Source organism: Comamonas humi, assembly GCF_054782535.1.
The window spans coordinates 368,399-385,113 of sequence record NZ_BAAGSH010000005.1 but is presented as its reverse complement, the minus strand read 5'-3'; the positions used below and the strand labels follow the sequence as shown (position 1 = coordinate 385,113).

Here is a 16,715-nt window from a genome sequence, read left to right as displayed (position 1 = left end):
CCGCCCGCCTGCGCGGCACGGCGGCGCCCCGAACCGAAAAGCTTACACGACCGCTGCTTCGGCCTCTTCGGTGTTTGCGCGCATGCGGCGGGCCTTCACCGACTCGGACAGCTCGCGCAGCGTGGCGATCGAGTCATCCCAGCCCAGGCAGGCGTCGGTGATGCTCTGGCCGTAGGCCAGCGCGGCCGGATCGTTCTTGCCGGGCGTGAACTTCTGCGCGCCCGCCTGCAGGTGGCTTTCGATCATCACGCCGAAGACCTGGCGCGAGCCGCCGGCGATCTGCTGGCCGATGTCACGCGCCACTTCGCGCTGCTTCTCGTGCTGCTTGGAGCTGTTGGCGTGGCTGCAGTCGACCATCAGCGTGGCCGGCAGGTGCGCGGCCTCCAGGTCCTTGCAGGCAGCCGCCACGTGCTCGGCGCTGTAGTTGGGCGTCTTGCCGCCGCGCAGGATCACGTGGCAGTTGGCGTTGCCCTTGGTCTGCACGATGGCGACCTGGCCGTTCTTGTGCACCGACAGGAAGTGGTGCGGGCGGCTGGCCGACTGGATGGCATCGGTGGCGATGCGGATGTTGCCATCGGTGCCGTTCTTGAAGCCGATGGGCGCCGAGATGCCCGAGGCCAGTTCGCGGTGCACCTGGCTTTCGGTGGTGCGCGCACCGATGGCGCCCCAGGAGATCAGGTCGGCGATGTACTGCGGCGAGATCACGTCGAGGAACTCGCTGGCCGCCGGCACGCCCAGGCGGTTGATGTCAATCAGCAGCTGGCGCGCGATGCGCAGGCCCTCGTCGATGCGGTAGCTCTCATCGAGGTAAGGGTCGTTGATCAGGCCCTTCCAGCCCACGGTGGTGCGGGGCTTCTCAAAGTACACGCGCATCACGATCTCCAGCGTGTCCTCGTACTCCTTGCGCACGGCCTGCAGGCGGCGGGCGTACTCGATCGCAGCCTGGGGATCGTGGATGGAGCAAGGGCCGATGATGACCAGCAGGCGGTCGTCGTCGCCGGCCATGATGTTGTTGATGGTCTTGCGGGTGTTGTTCACCAGCGATTCCACGGGGGTACCCTGGATCGGGAAGAAGCGGATCAGATGCTCGGGAGGCGGTAACACGGTGATGTCCTGGATGCGTTGGTCGTCGGTCTGGCTGGTCTTTTCGCCGCCGCGATACCAGGCATCGCTGGCAGAGTGCGCTGTCGGGTTCATCTGTCGTTCCTTTGAAGGTCGTGGGAGTGTGGAAGGGGTAACAAAAAACCGCCGGGCTTTGCAGCTGCGGCGGTTTGGTGGGAGGTTTGGGTGCTCGCGCGCTCAGGCCTCTCGTCCGCCTTGGACCGAGAACCAAAAGTAAAAATAAAAAGCGCTGCGAACTTGCATCCGGTCAATGTACCACAGTCTGTGCAGGCGCAGCAATCATTTTTGCTGCAAACGCAAAAAAACTGCAAATCATCACTGCGCACCATTAGATTCACAAAAATCCTGCATTCAAATACATTTCAGGCAATAAAAAAGCGCATCCACGGATGCGCTTTGCAAAAATCGGTACTAACCGAGTCTCAGGCGGTGCCGCCCACCGTGAGGCCGTCGATGCGCATCGTGGGCTGGCCCACGCCGACCGGCACGCTCTGCCCTTCCTTACCGCAGGTGCCCACGCCGCTGTCCAGGCGCATGTCGTTGCCGATCATGCTCACGTGCTTCAGGCACTCGGGCCCGCTGCCGACGATGGTCGCGCCCTTGACGGGGTAGAGGATCTTGCCGTTCTCCACCCAGTAGGCCTCGCTGGCCGAGAACACGAACTTGCCGCTGGTGATGTCGACCTGGCCACCGCCGAAGTTGGTGGCGTACAGGCCCTTCTTGATCGAGGCGATGATCTCCTGCGGGTCCTTGTCGCCGCCCAGCATGTAGGTGTTGGTCATGCGCGGCATGGGGATGTGGGCATAGCTCTCGCGGCGGCCGTTGCCGGTGGGCTTGACCTTCATCAGCCGGGCGTTCATCGCGTCCTGGATGTAGCCCTTGAGAATGCCGTCCTCGATCAGCACATTGCGCTGCGAGGGGTGGCCCTCGTCGTCCACGTTCAGCGAGCCACGGCGGTCGGCGATGGTGCCGTCGTCCAGCACCGTCACGCCCTTGGCGGCCACGCGCTGGCCGATCATGCCCGAGAAGGCGCTGGAGCCCTTGCGGTTGAAGTCGCCTTCCAGGCCATGGCCGACGGCCTCGTGCAGCAGCACGCCGGGCCAGCCGGGACCCAGCACCACGGTCATCTCGCCGGCCGGTGCGGGACGCGATTCGAGGTTGGTCATCGCGGCCTTGACGGCCTCGTCCACGTATTGCTGGATCAAGGCATCGTCGAAATACGCCAGGCCGAAGCGCCCGCCACCGCCAGCCGAGCCGACCTCGCGACGGCCCTTGTGCTCGGCGATCACCGTCACCGACAGGCGCACCAGCGGGCGCACGTCGGCAGCCAGCGTGCCGTCGGCGCGCGCGACCAGCACCACGTCGTGCTCGCTGGCGAGGCCGGCCATCACCTGCTTGACGCGCGGGTCCTTGGCGCGGGCCAGCTTCTCGACCTTTTCGAGCAGTTGCACCTTGGCCGTGCTGTCCAGCGTGGCAATCGGGTCCAGCTCGGGATAGAGCGAGCGGCTGGGCGCCACGACGCGCTTGGGCACCGAGACCCGGGCCGAGCGGCCCTGCGCGCCGATGGCGCGCACGGTGTGCGCCGCATCCAGCAGCGAGGCCAGCGAAATATCGTCCGAATAGGCGAATGCCGTCTTCTCGCCCACCACGGCGCGCACGCCCACGCCCTGGTCGATGGAGAACGAGCCGGTCTTGACGATGCCCTCCTCCAGGCTCCAGCCCTCGGCGCGGGTGTACTGGAAGTACAGGTCGGCATCGTCCACGCGGTGGGCGCGGATGTCGGCCAGCGCCTGGCTCAGGTGCGACTCGTCCAGCCCGAAGGGCGTCAGCAGCAGGTCGCGGGCGATGGCGAGGCGCTGCGTGGTGGATTCGATCTCGGGCAGCGCGGAGGCGGGGAAGGCGGCAGTGGTCATATCGGGATTCTAGGGCTTGGCACCATGCATGCATCGCATGTAAGGGCGAAACCCCGCGGCACAAGCCGCGCCGCGCCTCAGAGCAAGGGACCGCGGTCGTCCACCAGCTGCCGCTGCGCCCGCGCCACCGACATCAGGATGCCCAGTGCCAGCCCCAGCGTGACCATGGCCGTGCCGCCGTAGCTCACGAAAGGCAGCGGCACGCCCACCACCGGCAGGATGCCGCTGACCATGCCCATGTTCACGAAGGCGTAGGTAAAGAAGATCATCGCCACCGCGCCGGCCATCAGCCGGCCGAACAGCGACGAGGCGCTGAGCGCGATCGCCAGGCCGCGCCACACCAGCAGCAGGAAGAAGAAAATCAGCAGCAGGTTGCCCGCGAGCCCGAACTCCTCGGAGTACGCCGCGAAGATGAAGTCGGTCGTGCGCTCGGGGATGAACTCCAGGTGCGTCTGCGTGCCCGCCATGAAGCCCTTGCCCAGGAAGCCGCCCGAGCCGATGGCGATCATGCCCTGGATGATGTGGAAGCCCTTGCCCAGCGGGTCGCGCGTGGGGTCGAGCAAGGTGCAGATGCGCTGGCGCTGGTACTCGTGCAGCACCTTCAGGTCCATGCCGTCCTCGCAGATATGGTGGCCATACAGCGCCACCAGCACGATGCCGACCAGGCCCAGCAGCACTGGCGGCAGCACCAGCTTCCACGGCAGGCCCGCGAAATAGATCACCGACAGGCCCGCGGCCAGCACCAGCAGCGAGGTGCCCAGGTCGGGCTGCTTCATGATGAGCCCCACCGGCACCGCCAGCAGGCCCAGCGCCACGACGAAGTCCACCGGCCGCAGCGCGCCCTCGCGCCGCTGGAACCACCAGGCCAGCATCAGCGGCATGGCGATCTTGAGCAGCTCGCTGGGCTGGATGACGATGCCCACGTTCACCCAGCGCTGCGCGCCCTTCTTGGTGATGCCGAACAGCGCCACCGCCACCAGCAGGGCCACGCCCAGCGTGTACAGCGGCACGGCCAGCAGCATCAACCGCTGCGGCGGGATCTGCGACACCACCAGCATGATGCCGCAGGCCAGCAGCATGTTGCGGCCATGGTCGGCAAAGCGCGTGCCGTGGTCGAAACCCGACGAGTACATGGCCGTCAGCCCGATGGCCGCCAGCACCGCCACGATGAAGATCAGCGGCCAGTCGTAGCCGCGCAGCATCGGCAGCGCGCGCTGCAGCACACTGGGTTTGTCGAGAACATCCTGCATGGCCGCCATTATCGCCGCGCCCTCTATCATCGACGGCATGCCCACCACCCATTTGCTCTACCTGCACGGCTTCCGCTCATCACCCCGCTCCGCCAAGGCGCAGCAGATGCATGCCTATGTGCAGGCGCATGCGCCCGGCCTCATCTGGTGCTGCCCGCAGCTGCCGCCGTCGCCGCGCGAGGCCATGGCGCTGGTGGCGCAGCTGACGGCCGGCTGGCCGGTGGCCGAGCCCGGGCACGAATCCCCACAACTGGCGGTGATCGGCTCGTCGCTGGGCGGCTTCTATGCCAGCTGGGCCGCGCAGCGCCTGGGCTGCAAGAGCGTGCTGATCAACCCCGCCGTGAACCCGGCGCGCGACCTGGCCAAGTACATCGGCGAGCAAACCGCCTGGCACGACCCCGAGGAGCGCTTCTTCTTCCGCCCCGAATTCATCGCCGAGCTGCAGGCGCTGGACGTGCGTGCGCTGCTGCCCGCCGGCCCCGAGCTGCTGCTGGCCGCCAAGGGCGACGAGGTGCTGGACTGGCGCGAAATGGTGCAGCGCTACCCCCATGCCACGGTGCGGCTGCAGGAGGGCGGCGACCATGCGCTGTCCAATTTTGCCGACTACCTGCCGGAGATTGCCGCCTTCCTCGGGTGGCGGTTATAGGGGAACGCCCCCTGCGCCATGGGACAATACGGCCCCATGTACGCATTGTTCGACGATGCCGGCAAATTCCTGGCCGGCCGCATTCTCTCCGAAGCGGAAAGCTCCGCACAGATCGAGTTGGACTCCGGCAAGCGGGTCAAGGCCAAGGCTGCCAACATCCTGCTCAAGTTCGACAAGCCCGCGCCCGCCGAGCTGATGGCGCAGGCGCAGGCGCAGGCCGCCGAGCTCGACCCGCAACTCGCCTGGGAGTTCGCGCCCGACGAGGAGTTCGGCTTTGCCGACCTGGCGCGCGACTACTTCTCGGCCAGCGCCAGCACCGTGGAGCAGGCGGCGGCGCTGTTCGCGCTGTTCGAGGCGCCGCACTATTTCCGCCGCGCCGGCAAGGGCCGCTTCAAGAAGGCGCCGGCCGAGATCGTGCAGCAGGCACTGGCCGCGATCGAGAAGAAGCAGCAGATCCAGGCCCAGATCGACGGCTGGGCCGCCGAGCTGGCGGCGGGCCGCTGCCCCGAGCCGGTGCAGCAGCAGCTCTACAAGATCCTGTTCCGTCCCGACAAGAATGCGGCCGAGTACAAGGCCGTGGTCGAGGCCAGCCGCAGCGCGCACAAGCCGCCGCTGCAGCTGCTGCAGGAGGCCGGCGCCATCCGCTCCTCGTACCAGTTCCACTGGCAGCGCTTCTTGTTCGACAACTTCCCCAAGGGCACGGGCTTCCCGCAGCTGTCGGCGCCGCAGCCGCCGGCCGACCTGCCGCTGGCCGATGTCCAGGCCTATTCCATCGACGATTCGGCCACCACCGAGATCGACGATGCGCTGTCGGTGCAGGGCCTGGGCAGCGGCACGGTGACGGTGGGCGTGCACATCGCCGCGCCCGGCCTGGCCATCGTGCCTGGCTCGCCGCTCGACCAGCTCGGCCGCAGCCGCTATTCCACCGTCTACATGCCCGGCTACAAGGTCACCATGCTGCCCGACGAGGTGGTGCAGATCTACACGCTGGACGAAGGCCGCGCCAACCCGGCGGTGTCGCTGTACGTGAAGTACAACGAGGAAACGCTGGAAGTCATCTCGAAGGAAACGAAGCTCGAGCGCGTGCCAGTGGTGGTCAACTTCCGCTACGACAAGCTCGACCATATCGCCACCGAGGAATGGTTGGGCGACCCGTCGATTCAGGTCGAAAACACGCCCCAACCCTTGCTGGACAAGCGCAGCGAGCTATCATTTTTGCATAGGCTTTCCAAGCACCTCAAGGCCCAGCGCGAGGTGGTGCGCGGCAAGCCCGAGAACTTCAACCGGCCGGACTACAACTTCCGCCTGCAGGGCAACGGCGACAACGTGCCCGACGGCAGCGAGACGGTGCAGATCAGCGTGCGCAAGCGCGGCGCGCCGCTGGACCTGATCGTGGCCGAGGCCGCCATCGTCGCCAACAGCAGCTGGGGCGAGTGGCTGGCCGAGCTGGGCGTGCCCGGCATCTACCGCAGCCAGGCGAGCCTGGCGCCGGGCGTCAAGGTGCGCATGTCGACCAAGGCGCTGCCGCACGCGGGCATCGGCGTCAAGAGCTATGTCTGGGCCACGTCGCCGCTGCGCCGCTACACCGACCTGGTGAACCAGTGGCAGATCATCGCCTGCGCGCGCCACGGCGCCACGGCCGCGCTGGCCGCGCCGTTCAAGCCCAAGGACGCGGAGCTGTTCTCCATCATCAGCGGCTTCGACGCCGCCTACGGCGCCTACAACGGCTACCAGGCCGGCATGGAGCGCTACTGGACGCTGAAGTACCTGGAGCAGAACCAGCTCACCGAGCTGACCGCCAGCGTCATCAAGGAAGGCGCGAACGGCAGCTTCATGGTGCGGGCCGATGCGCTACCATTGGTGTTTCCGGTGCTGGGCGCGCAGAACCTGCCGCGCGGCGCGCAGGTGCGGGTCAAGCTCGGCGAGATCGACGAGATCACGCTCGACGTGACCGGCACCGTGGTCGAACGGCTCGACGATGCCGCGGCCAACCCGGTGGCGGGCGAATCGCCGCAGGACGAAGAAGAAGACGAGGAGGCTGTGGCCGGCCCCATCGCGATCGCGGTGGACGTGGGCGACAGTGAGGGCAACACCCCAGTGGCAAGCACTGACAATTAAAACCATCGACCGTGACCCGGCTGGCTTTTCTGCGCAACCTCAGCACGCTCCAGGTGGCGCTGCTGTTCTCGGTGGCCGTGCATGCGGCGCTGCTCAGCGTGCGCTTCGTCGACCCCGAGGCCTTCAACCGCGTCTTCGAGGACACGCCGCTCGAGGTCATCCTCGTCAACGCCAAGTCCGCCGAGGCGCCCGACAAGGCCCAGGCGGTGGCGCAGGCCAACCTCGCGGGCGGCGGTGAATCCGCCAACGCCAAGGAGCGCGCCAGCAGCCCGCTGCCCTACTCGGCCATGACCGCCATGGGCGACGACTTCGAGGAGCGCCAGCGCCAGATCGACGCCATGCAGGCCCAGCAGATGCAGCTGCTGGCCAGCCTGCGCAAGCAGCTCGCCAGCTACCAGCCGCCCGACAACCGCAAGGCCAGCGCCACGCAGTCCGACATCGACCAGGAAGAAAAGCACAAGCAGCTCTTGAAGATGCTGGCCGAGATCGAGAAGCGCATCAACGAGGAAAACGCCCGGCCCAAGAAACGCTTCGTGAGCCCCGCGACGCGCGAGGAAGTCTACGCGCTGTACTACGACGCGCTGCGCCGCAAGGTCGAGGACCGCGGCACCGAGAACTTCCCCGAGGCCGGCGGGCGCAAGCTCTACGGCGAGCTGATCATGGTGATGACGGTAAACTTCGACGGCCGCGTGCTGGGCACCGAGGTCTACAAGAGCTCGGGCAACCAGCAGCTCGACCGGCGCGCCGAGGCCATCGCCACCAGCGCCGGCCCGTTCGGCCATTTCGGCCCGCAGCTGCGCGCCAAGGCCGACCAGATCGCCGTGGTCTCCAAGTTCCGCTTCACCCGCGAGCAGACGCTGGAGACCGCCAGTCTTCAATAAAACCATAGCTGCTGGCGCTCATATACAGACGATTTCAAATACAAAATCATTTGAATTTGACTGTAGTCAAGCGCCAGGAGCTCATTTTTTTATAGTACCCATGTCATCCATGGACCACTACTGCGTGATGGGCAACCCCATCGCCCACAGCCGCTCGCCCCGCATCCACGGCCTGTTCGCCGAGCTGACGGGCCAGGCCCTGAGCTACGAGCGCCAGCTCGTGCCCGTCGACGGCTTTGCCGAGGCCGTGCGGGCCTTCGCCGCCGGCGGCGGCAAGGGCCTGAACGTGACCGTGCCCTTCAAGCTGGAGGCCGCGGCCATCGCCACCACGCAGAGCGACCGCGTGCGCCGCGCCGGCGCCGCCAACACCCTGGTGCTGCAGGCGGATGGCGGCATCCACGCCGACAACACCGACGGCCTGGGCCTGGTGGCCGACATCGTGCGCAACGCCGGCGTGCCCATAGCCGGCCAGCGCGTGCTGCTGCTGGGCGCGGGCGGCGCCGCGGCCGGCGCGCTGGCGCCGCTGCTGGAGCAAGCGCCCGCGCAGCTGGTGGTCTGCAACCGCACCGCGGCCAAGGCCACGGCCCTGGTAGCGCAGCATGCCGACCTGGCAACGCTATACAAAACAGAGCTGCTGGCGCAGGAGCAGCAAGCGCTGCAAGGCGATTTCGACATCATCATCAACGCCACGGCCAGCAGCCTGGCGGGCGCGCAGATCCCCGTCGCCGCCAGCGTGCTGCGGCCCGGCAGCCTGGTCTACGACATGATGTACGGCCCGGCGGCCCAACCCTTCCTCGACTGGGCCACGCAGCACGGCGCCATCGGCCGCGACGGCCTGGGCATGCTGGTGGAGCAGGCGGCCGAGGCCTTCGCGCTGTGGCGCGGCGTGCGGCCGCCGTCGCAGCCGGTGCTGGCCCAGCTGCGGCTGGAGGTGCAGGCCCAGTGAAGCCCGTACTGCGCTGGCTGGCCTGGCTGGTGCTGCTGGCGCTGGGCCTGCAGCTGTTCTTCGTCGGCCGCATCGCGCTGATGGCGCAGGTCGATCCGGCCTCCACCGCGTTCGAGCGCTCCGAGGCCTGGCGCCAGGTGCGCGACGACGGCCGGCTGCGCTGGCGCCAGCAGTGGGCGGACTACGAGCGCATCGCCGATTCGCTCAAGCGCGCCGTCATCGCATCCGAAGACGAGAACTTCGCCACGCACGACGGCGTGCTGTGGGACGCCATCCAGAAGGCCCGTGCGCGCAACGAAAAGGCCCTGGCCCGCGCCGAGCAACTGCAGGAGCAAGCCATCGCCCGCGCCGAGGCGCTGGCCAAAAAGCGCGGCGAGGAGTTCGACCCGGCAGCCGTGCCGATCCGGCCGGTCAAGCTCATGGGCGGCTCCACCATCACCCAGCAGCTGGCCAAGAACCTGCTGCTCTCGTCCGAACGCCACCTGCTGCGCAAGGGCCAGGAGCTGGTGCTGACCTATGCGCTGGAGCTGCTGCTGGACAAGCAGCGCATCCTCGAGCTGTACCTGAACCACGCCGAATGGGGCGACGGCATCTTCGGCGCCGAGGCCGCCGCGCAGCACTACTTCCGCAAGAGCGCCGCGCAGCTCACGCCCGCCGAGTCCGCGCGCCTGGCCGTGATGCTGCCCCGCCCCAAGGACGCCGAGAAGAACCCCCAATCGGCCTACATGAACCGCCGCACCGGCACCATCCTCGCGCGCATGCGCTATGCGGAACTACCTACCCCCTGAGTCGCTGCGCGCCTTCCCCCTCTCTCGCTACGCGGGAGGGGGACGACACCGTCGCTGCGGGGCGGCCCTTGCTCGGTGTCCGCCGCTGGAGCACGCCAGTTTTCCATGCAGCGCCATGGAGGCTGGTTGTGCTGGGTGAAAATACCAGCTTCAACGCTCGCTACTCCTAATGAGAATCCTCGGCATCGACCCCGGCCTGCAGACCACCGGCTTTGGCGTCATCGACGTGCATGGCCACAAGCTGTCCTATGTGGCCAGCGGCACCATCCGCACCACCAAGCTGGAACTGGGCGACCTGCCGGGCCGGCTCAAGGTGCTGTTCGACGGCATCAACGAGGTCTGCGCGCGCTACCAGCCCGAGGCCGCGTCGGTCGAGATTGTCTTCGTCAACGTCAACCCGCAGTCCACGCTGCTGCTGGGCCAGGCGCGCGGCGCGGCGCTGACGGCCCTGGTCGCCAACGACCTGAAGGTGGCCGAGTACACCGCGCTGCAGATGAAGAAGGCCGTGGTCGGCCACGGCCGCGCCGCCAAGTCGCAGGTGCAGGAAATGGTCCGCCGCCTGCTGCAGCTGCCCGGCCTGCCCGGCACCGACGCCGCCGACGCGCTGGGCCTGGCCATCACCCACGCCCACGCCGGCATGGCCATGGCGCGCATGGCCGAGGTCAGCCCGCTGCAGCGCCGCCAGCACGCGATGTACAAGGCGGGGCGCAGCTACTGAAGCCCTGCGGCAAGCCCTACTGAAGGCGGATGCCGCGCTTCTGGATCAGCGCACCCCAGCGCCGGCTCTCCGTCGCGAGCAGTTCGCTGAAACGGGGGCCGTCGAGCGCCATGATTTCAGCATCCAGGGCCGCCAGCCGGGCGCGCACCTCGGCGGAGGCCATGGCATTCGCGAACTGCCGGCTCAGCCAATCGACCACCGGCGCCGGCGTCCTGGCCGGCGCGGCGACGCCGTACCACGACTGCACCAGCGTATCGGCAAAGCCAGCCTCGGCGACGGTGGGCACCTCGGGCAGCGAGCGCGTGCGCGCGGCGGCGTTGACCGCCAGCGCGCGCACCTTGCCGGCCTGGATCAGCGACAGTGCCAGGTTCTGCGACACCAGCGCGAACTGCAGCAGCCCCGAGCCCAGGTCGAGCAGCGCCGGGGGCTGGCCCTTGTAGCTCACATTGGTCAGCTTGAGGCCGGTGCGCTCGAAGAACAGCTCCTGCGCCAGGTGGATGGAGCTGCCGGTGCCGGGATTGGCCACGTTGAGCTGGCCCGGCTTGGCGGCAGCCAGCGCGACGAATTCCTTCAGCGTCTTCGCCGGCACCGCGCTGTGCACGAGGAACACCGTGGGCGCCGCGGCGATGCCGCAGATGCCGGCAAAGTCCTTGCTGCTGATGCGGGACTCGGGCAGCAGGTGCTCGGCCGTGGTCAGGATCGGCGAGGCGGCCAGCAGCGTATAGCCGTCGGCCGGCGCCCGGGCCACGGCATCGATGCCGATGCGCCCGTCGGCGCCGGGGCGGTTGTCGACCACGATGCGCTGCGGCAGCGCCTCGGACAGAGGGTCGCACACGGCGCGCAGCACCACGTCGACCACGCCGCCCGCGGGATAGGGCACGACGAGGCGCAGCGGCCGCTCGGGGTAGCCGCCCGGCCCGGCCGCTGCGGCGGCGCGCGCCAGCCCCGGCGCCAGGCCCAGGCCCAGGCCGGCCGATGCGCCAGCGAGCAGCGCATGGAGATTGAACTGCCGACGATCCATGGCGGACTCCTCAGGTTGCGGCGACATAGGTCGCCATCGATTGCAAGGCCTGGCGGGTCTCGGCCACCAGGCGCTCCATCACCGTGGCCACGGGCTCGACCTGGCGCAGCCAGTGCACGCTCTGGCCCGCGGCCTCGTACATCAGCGGTGCGATCTCATGCTCTTCCACCGCCGCCAGCAGCTCGCCGGTGAGCGCCTGCTGGTAGGGCATGGACAGCGGCTCGGGCGCGCCGGGCCGGGCCCAGGCGTCGCTGAACGCGCTGCGCACCACACGGCAGGGCTTGCCACTGTGGGCACGGGTGATCACCGTGTCCTCGCTGCCGGCGGCGATCAGCTTGTCGGCCAGCGCGGCGGGCAGTTCATGCTCGCGCGTGCCCAGCCACAGCGTGCCCAGCCAGGCGCCCTGCGCACCCAGCGCCAGCGAGGCCGCCACCTGCGCGCCGGTGCCTATGCCGCCGGCGGCGATCACCGGCCGGCCTTCGGCCGCGGCGACGATCTGCGGCACCAGCGTGAAGGTGCCGATCGGCCCGGTGTGGCCGCCCGCATCGTAGCCCTGCGCCACCAGGATGTCGGCACCGGCCGCGATCGCCTTCTGCGCATGCCGCACGCTGCCGACCAGCGCGATGGTGTGCAGCCCGCGCGCCTTGATGCGGGTCAGTGCCTCGACCGGCGTGCCGACGCCGGCGGCGAAGACGTCGATGTCGCTGCCCGCCACCGCATCGACCTGCTCCTCGAACAGGCTCTGCGAGCGCACGTACTGCGAGAAGAAATTGCCCTCGGTGGCCGGTGGCACCTGGTATTCGGCGAACAGCCCCTGCACGAACTGCCGGTGGCCCTGCGGCAGCGCGGCGGCCACGGCGGCACGGTCGTCATGCTCGGGCAGGCCCGTGGGCAGCAGCAGGTCCACGCCTACGGGATGGTCGGGGCAGAGTTCGCGCAGCTGGCGCAGCTTTTCCTGCAGCTCGTGCGGGCCGTCGCGCGCGGCGGCATACACGCCCAGCCCGCCGGCGCGCGAGATCGCGGCGGCGACCTCGATGCGGTGGGCCAGCCCGAAGATCGGCAGGCGGATGCCCAGCCGGCGGCACAGGTCGTTCGTCAGTGCATCGGTCATTTCCACAGCTCCGGCTCCATGTCGAGGCAGGGGTGCTGCGGCAGCGCGGCGGCGCGGCGCAGCACGTGGCGGCCGATCAGGTTCTTGTGGACCTCGCTCGACCCCTCGCCGATCTGGTTCATCTTGGCGTCGCGCAGGAAGCGCTCCAGCGGGAAGGCCTTGAGGTAGCCGTTGCCGCCGAGCAGTTGCAGGCAGTCGACCACGATGCGCATGCCTAGGTCAGTGACGTGCATCTTGGCGATCGAGGCGTGGATGGCCACATCCGCATCGCCCGCATCGTAGCGCTGCGCGGTGCTGTAGACCAGGCAGCGCGCGGCCTCGATCTGCGCGGCCATCTCGGCCAGCATCCATTGCACGCCCTGGTGTCCGCCGATGGGCTGCCCGAAGACCTGGCGCTGGTTGGCGTACTGCGCGGCGATCTGCAGCGCGCCGGCGGCGCGGCCCAGCGCGATGGCAGCATGGCCGATGCGCGCCCGCAGCAGTGTGTCCTGCGCCACCGCCATGCCCTCGCCCGCCTGGCCGAGCAAATGGTCCGGCGGGATGCGCACCTGGTCGAACCGGATCGAGGCAATCGGCACGCCGTACCAGCCGAGCTTGGGAACCTCGGCCGAGACCGTGATGCCCGGGGTATCGCGCGGCACGACAAAGCCACTGAGCCCGCGGGCGCCTTCCGGTCCGTCGGCCTGGCGCGCCACCACGACGAACATGTCGGCCACATTGGCGCGGGTGATGAACTTCTTCTGCCCGTTCAGGATCCAGCCGCCGTCCGGCGCCGCCGTGTAATGCGCCGCCAGGCGCGCCACGTCGCTGCCGGCGCCCGGCTCGGTGAGCGCGAAGGCCGACTGGCGCGCGCCGCTGGCCAGGTCGGGCAGCAGCGCGCGCTTCAACTCTTCGCTGGCGCCGGCCACGATGGGGCGCGACGACAGGTCGGTGCCCGTGATCAGCGAGGCGGCCGTCGAACACACGGACGCCACCTCCTCGATGATGCGCACGCGCAGCAGCATCGATGCCTCGGTGCCGCCATAGGCGCGCGGAAAGGCGGTGGCAACGATGCCTTCGCTGCACAGCAGGCGGAAGGTGTCCCACGCGAACACGTCCTGCTGTGCCACGCGGTCGGCGTCGGGGCCGATGCGCTCGGCCACCAGCGCTCTCACGCGCTCGAGCATCGCGGCCTCGTCGGGCGCGAGCTTCACCAGGGGATGCCGGGATTCGGGAATGGACATGGTGCTTTTCCTTTGCTTCAGATGACGCCTGCTGCGCGCAGGCGGGCGAGTTCGGCGGCGGGCATGGCCAGCTCGCCCTGGTAGAACGCTTCGTTGTCCTGCCCCAGCTGGCCGCCGGCATGGCGGATGCTGCCGGGCGCCCGGGCAAAGCGCGGCACGACGTTGGCCATGCGCACGCTGCCGAAGTCCTGGTCGGGCACGTCGCACAGGGCCTGGCGTGCGCGCAGGTGGGGGTCGGCCTCGATCTGGTCGATGCCATAGACCGGCGCGATGGTGCCCTGCGCCGCCTCGAAGGCCGCCAGCACCGCCGCCAATGGATGCGCCGCGCACCAGGCCGCGAAGATGCCGTTCAGCTCCTGCGCGTGCTGTACGCGGCTGCGGTTGTTGGCGAAACGCGGCTCGTCGATCAGCTCGGGCCGGCCGATGGCGCGGCAGTTGTTGGCGAACATGGCGTTGGTGCTGCCCGAGAGCGACACCCATTGCCCATCGGCCGTGCGGTAGACCGCCGCCGGCGCCGAGTACTGGTTGGCGTTGCCCGAGCGCTGGTAGACGGTGCCGAGCTGCTCGTGCTGGATCGGCAGGAACTCGAGCAGCTTGAGCGTGGCCTCGGTCAGCGACAGGTCGATCTCCTCGCCCGCAGCCTGCGGATCGCGGGCGCGGCGCCACAGCGCGGCCAGCACGCCCACCGCACCGAACAGGCCGCCGACGTTGTCGGCCAGCGGGTAGCCGGAGTGCATGGGCGCACCGTCGGCCTCGCCGCTGATGTAGGTCAGCCCGCCCATGGCCTCGAACACGCGCGCAAAGCCCGGCCGGTCGCGGTAGGGCCCGGTCTGGCCGAAGCCCGTGGTGCGCAGGATCACCAGGCTGGGCTGCGCCTGCCACAGGGCCTCCTTGGTCAGGCCCCAGCGGTCCAGCGTGCCGGGGCGAAAGTTCTCGATCAGCACATCGAACTGCGGCAGCATGCGCAGCAGCAGCGCCGCGCCTTCGGGCTTGCGCAGGTCGAGCGTGACCAGGCGCTTGCCGCGGTTGGTCACCTTCCACCACAGGGGCTTGCCGTCCTTGTGCGGGGGAAAGTCGCGCATGCCGTCGCCCGCGCCTGGCAGCTCGGCCTTGACGACGCTGGCGCCGTAGTCGGCCAGCAGGGCCGCGGCCGACGGCGCAGCGATGATGGTGGCGATGTCGAGGACGCGCAGTCCGGTGAGGGGGCCGTTCATGGTGTGTCTGTCTCCTGGGGGTCCACTGTAGGAAACCAGCACCCGCCAGCCAACCGGAAATGTGAGAATCAGCTATCTCACATTGAGATAGCAGGAACGCCCCATGACCCATACCGCCGAAGCCCTGGAACTGCTGACGCTGAAGTCGCTGCGCACGCTGGCCGCCGCCGCCCAGGGCGGCAGCCTGACGCGCGCCGCCGTCGAGCGCGGCCTGGCGCAGTCGGCCGTGAGCCGGCAGATCGCCGAGCTGGAGCGCGCGCTGGGCGGCGCCCTCTTCTACCGCACCGGGCGCGGCGTCAAGCCCACGGCGCTGGCCGAGCAGGTGCTGCCGCGCGTGCAGGCACTGCTGTCGGAAGCCGATGCGCTGGTGCACCTGGGCAAGGAACTGACCGGCGTGCCCAGCGGCCTGGTCACGCTGGGGCTGGTGCCGGGCGTGGCTGGTTTCATGGCCGCGGCGCTGTATGCGGAAGTGGCGCGCCGCTACCCCGAGATCCGGTTGCGCGTGATCGAGGGCTACAGCGGCGACATGGAGGTGGCGCTGAGCCAGGGGCGCATCGACATCGCGATCCTGAACCGCTACCGCGCCCGGGGCAACAACAGCTACCGCAAGCTGGCCGATGCGCAGGTCTGCCTGGTGGGCCGGCGCCAGTTGCTGCAGCGTGCGCTGGCGCCCGCCAAGGCGGCCCTGCCGCCGAGCATCGCGCTGGCGGCACTGGAGCACCTGCCGCTGGTGCTTCCCGTGCCGCCCAATGCCATCCGCAACCTGCTCGACGAGCAGACCAGCCGGCATGGCCTGCGCCTCAATGTGGTGCTGGAAGGCAGCTCTTCGGTGATCCTCAAGAGCATGCTGGCGCAACACGACTGCGCCACGCTGCTGCCGCGCCATGCGGTCAGCGAGGAGCTGGCCGGCGGCCGCCTCGCGGCCATCCCGCTGGCGGAGCGGGTGTTTCGCCAGCATGTGGTGCTGGCCACCAGCAGCCAGCGCCCTTTCACGCTGGCCGGCAAGGCCGTGGCGGGCCTGGTGACCGAGGTCGCGGGCGCCCTGGTGGCGCAGCGCGATGCCACCTGACGGCCAGTGCCGCACCGGTTTCCGGGCACAAAAAAACCTGTGCGCATCGCGCACAGGTCTGGTCGACCGCAGGACTCCTCATACGTGGATCCAGCTATTCCGTTGAGTCAATAACTGGTATGAAGTGCGGCCACCACAAGAAGGGATTCAGTTTGAAAAGATGATGTTGGCAATCAGGCCGGTGCCGATCGCTATCAGCAGGTAGTCGCCGCCGTATTGGATCCACTGGTAGCCGCGTGGCGGCGCAGAGAGGCGATGCCCACGCCAGTCGTTCACGACGTAGGTGTAGCCGCGGTAGGGCCCAGGCACATAGCCTCCGCGCACCCAGTCGTGGCGCGGGCCGACACCGGGGTGGCGGGGATAGGCGGCACGCGGCGGCGGGGGAGCGCGGAAATCGCGGTCGTGGCGATGCTCGCGCTGCCAGTCACGGCGGTCGTCGCGGCGGTCATGGTCATGCTTGCGGTGACCAGGAGGGCCATAGCCATCCGGTCCCCGGCCATGCGGCTGGGCCAGCGCCTCCAGGGGAGCCGCTCCCGTTGCAAGCATCACGCCCGCCATCAGGGCAGAAAGATACCAGCGCTTCATTGTTGCTCCTTTCGCAGTTGCTGCCCGCTGCTTGTGCATGTTCTCGGGCTTGCCAGAGCAGCCATGGGCTGCACGCCTCTATTCAACGCTCCATGGCGCGGCCCGGTTTA

General features: G+C 68.8%; 15 protein-coding genes. 7 read left to right on the top strand and 8 right to left on the bottom strand.

The window, feature by feature from the left end:
• Positions 1 to 42: 42 nt before the first annotated feature.
• The 3 genes from ACYVKR_RS06085 to rodA all read right to left on the bottom strand — a co-directional run bounded on the left by ACYVKR_RS06085 (position 43) and on the right by rodA (position 4,285).
• Positions 43 to 1,197: a 3-deoxy-7-phosphoheptulonate synthase gene (locus ACYVKR_RS06085; protein WP_460479906.1), complete on the bottom strand. Its 1,155-nt coding sequence runs from the start codon at positions 1,195 to 1,197 to the stop codon at positions 43 to 45.
• Between the two features lie 347 nt (positions 1,198 to 1,544).
• Positions 1,545 to 3,035, bottom strand: coding sequence for a metalloprotease PmbA/TldD family protein (tldD, locus tag ACYVKR_RS06080; RefSeq protein ID WP_460479905.1), 1,491 nt, complete (start codon positions 3,033 to 3,035; stop codon positions 1,545 to 1,547).
• 77 nt (positions 3,036 to 3,112) lie between these two features.
• Positions 3,113 to 4,285, bottom strand: a complete 1,173-nt coding sequence (rodA, locus tag ACYVKR_RS06075; protein ID WP_460479904.1) for a rod shape-determining protein RodA — start codon at positions 4,283 to 4,285, stop codon at positions 3,113 to 3,115.
• A gap of 37 nt (positions 4,286 to 4,322) precedes the next feature.
• Here rodA and ACYVKR_RS06070 point away from each other — a divergent pair, with 37 nt between their 5' ends.
• From ACYVKR_RS06070 to ruvC, 6 genes are all read left to right on the top strand, one after another.
• Positions 4,323 to 4,931 (top strand): YqiA/YcfP family alpha/beta fold hydrolase, encoded by a 609-nt coding sequence (locus ACYVKR_RS06070; RefSeq protein WP_460480080.1) that lies wholly within the window; start codon positions 4,323 to 4,325, stop codon positions 4,929 to 4,931.
• Between the two features lie 36 nt (positions 4,932 to 4,967).
• A complete protein-coding gene (locus tag ACYVKR_RS06065) occupies positions 4,968 to 7,049 on the top strand; it encodes a ribonuclease catalytic domain-containing protein (protein WP_460479903.1) in 2,082 nt (693 codons plus the stop codon).
• Positions 7,050 to 7,060: 11 nt separating this feature from the next.
• On the top strand, positions 7,061 to 7,930 hold the full coding sequence (locus tag ACYVKR_RS06060) for an energy transducer TonB (RefSeq protein ID WP_460479902.1): 870 nt from the start codon (positions 7,061 to 7,063) through the stop codon (positions 7,928 to 7,930).
• 100 nt (positions 7,931 to 8,030) lie between these two features.
• Positions 8,031 to 8,876: a shikimate dehydrogenase gene (gene aroE / locus ACYVKR_RS06055; protein ID WP_460479901.1), complete on the top strand. Its 846-nt coding sequence runs from the start codon at positions 8,031 to 8,033 to the stop codon at positions 8,874 to 8,876.
• Complete coding sequence (locus tag ACYVKR_RS06050; RefSeq protein ID WP_460479900.1) at positions 8,873 to 9,664, top strand: biosynthetic peptidoglycan transglycosylase; 792 nt, start codon at positions 8,873 to 8,875, stop codon at positions 9,662 to 9,664. The genes aroE and ACYVKR_RS06050 overlap by 4 nt, the downstream gene beginning before the upstream one ends.
• Before the next feature lie 169 nt (positions 9,665 to 9,833).
• Positions 9,834 to 10,382 (top strand): crossover junction endodeoxyribonuclease RuvC, encoded by a 549-nt coding sequence (gene ruvC, locus ACYVKR_RS06045; RefSeq protein ID WP_460479899.1) that lies wholly within the window; start codon positions 9,834 to 9,836, stop codon positions 10,380 to 10,382.
• A gap of 16 nt (positions 10,383 to 10,398) precedes the next feature.
• Here ruvC and ACYVKR_RS06040 read toward each other — a convergent pair whose 3' ends face one another.
• The 4 genes from ACYVKR_RS06040 to ACYVKR_RS06025 are packed head-to-tail and all read right to left on the bottom strand — an operon-like array spanning position 10,399 to position 14,951.
• Positions 10,399 to 11,403: a Bug family tripartite tricarboxylate transporter substrate binding protein gene (locus ACYVKR_RS06040; RefSeq protein ID WP_460479898.1), complete on the bottom strand. Its 1,005-nt coding sequence runs from the start codon at positions 11,401 to 11,403 to the stop codon at positions 10,399 to 10,401.
• 10 nt (positions 11,404 to 11,413) lie between these two features.
• Positions 11,414 to 12,514, bottom strand: coding sequence for an NAD(P)H-dependent flavin oxidoreductase (locus ACYVKR_RS06035; protein ID WP_460479897.1), 1,101 nt, complete (start codon positions 12,512 to 12,514; stop codon positions 11,414 to 11,416).
• On the bottom strand, positions 12,511 to 13,737 hold the full coding sequence (locus ACYVKR_RS06030) for an acyl-CoA dehydrogenase family protein (protein ID WP_460479896.1): 1,227 nt from the start codon (positions 13,735 to 13,737) through the stop codon (positions 12,511 to 12,513). Before ACYVKR_RS06030 ends, ACYVKR_RS06035 begins: the two co-directional genes overlap by 4 nt.
• A 17-nt stretch (positions 13,738 to 13,754) precedes the next feature.
• Positions 13,755 to 14,951, bottom strand: a complete 1,197-nt coding sequence (locus tag ACYVKR_RS06025; RefSeq protein WP_460479895.1) for a CaiB/BaiF CoA transferase family protein — start codon at positions 14,949 to 14,951, stop codon at positions 13,755 to 13,757.
• Positions 14,952 to 15,054: 103 nt separating this feature from the next.
• Here ACYVKR_RS06025 and ACYVKR_RS06020 point away from each other — a divergent pair, with 103 nt between their 5' ends.
• Positions 15,055 to 16,020, top strand: coding sequence for a LysR family transcriptional regulator (locus ACYVKR_RS06020; RefSeq protein ID WP_460479894.1), 966 nt, complete (start codon positions 15,055 to 15,057; stop codon positions 16,018 to 16,020).
• 147 nt (positions 16,021 to 16,167) lie between these two features.
• Here ACYVKR_RS06020 and ACYVKR_RS06015 read toward each other — a convergent pair whose 3' ends face one another.
• Entirely contained in the window at positions 16,168 to 16,605 is a 438-nt protein-coding gene (locus ACYVKR_RS06015; protein WP_460479893.1) for an RcnB family protein, read from the bottom strand.
• Between the last annotated feature and the right edge of the window lie 110 nt (positions 16,606 to 16,715).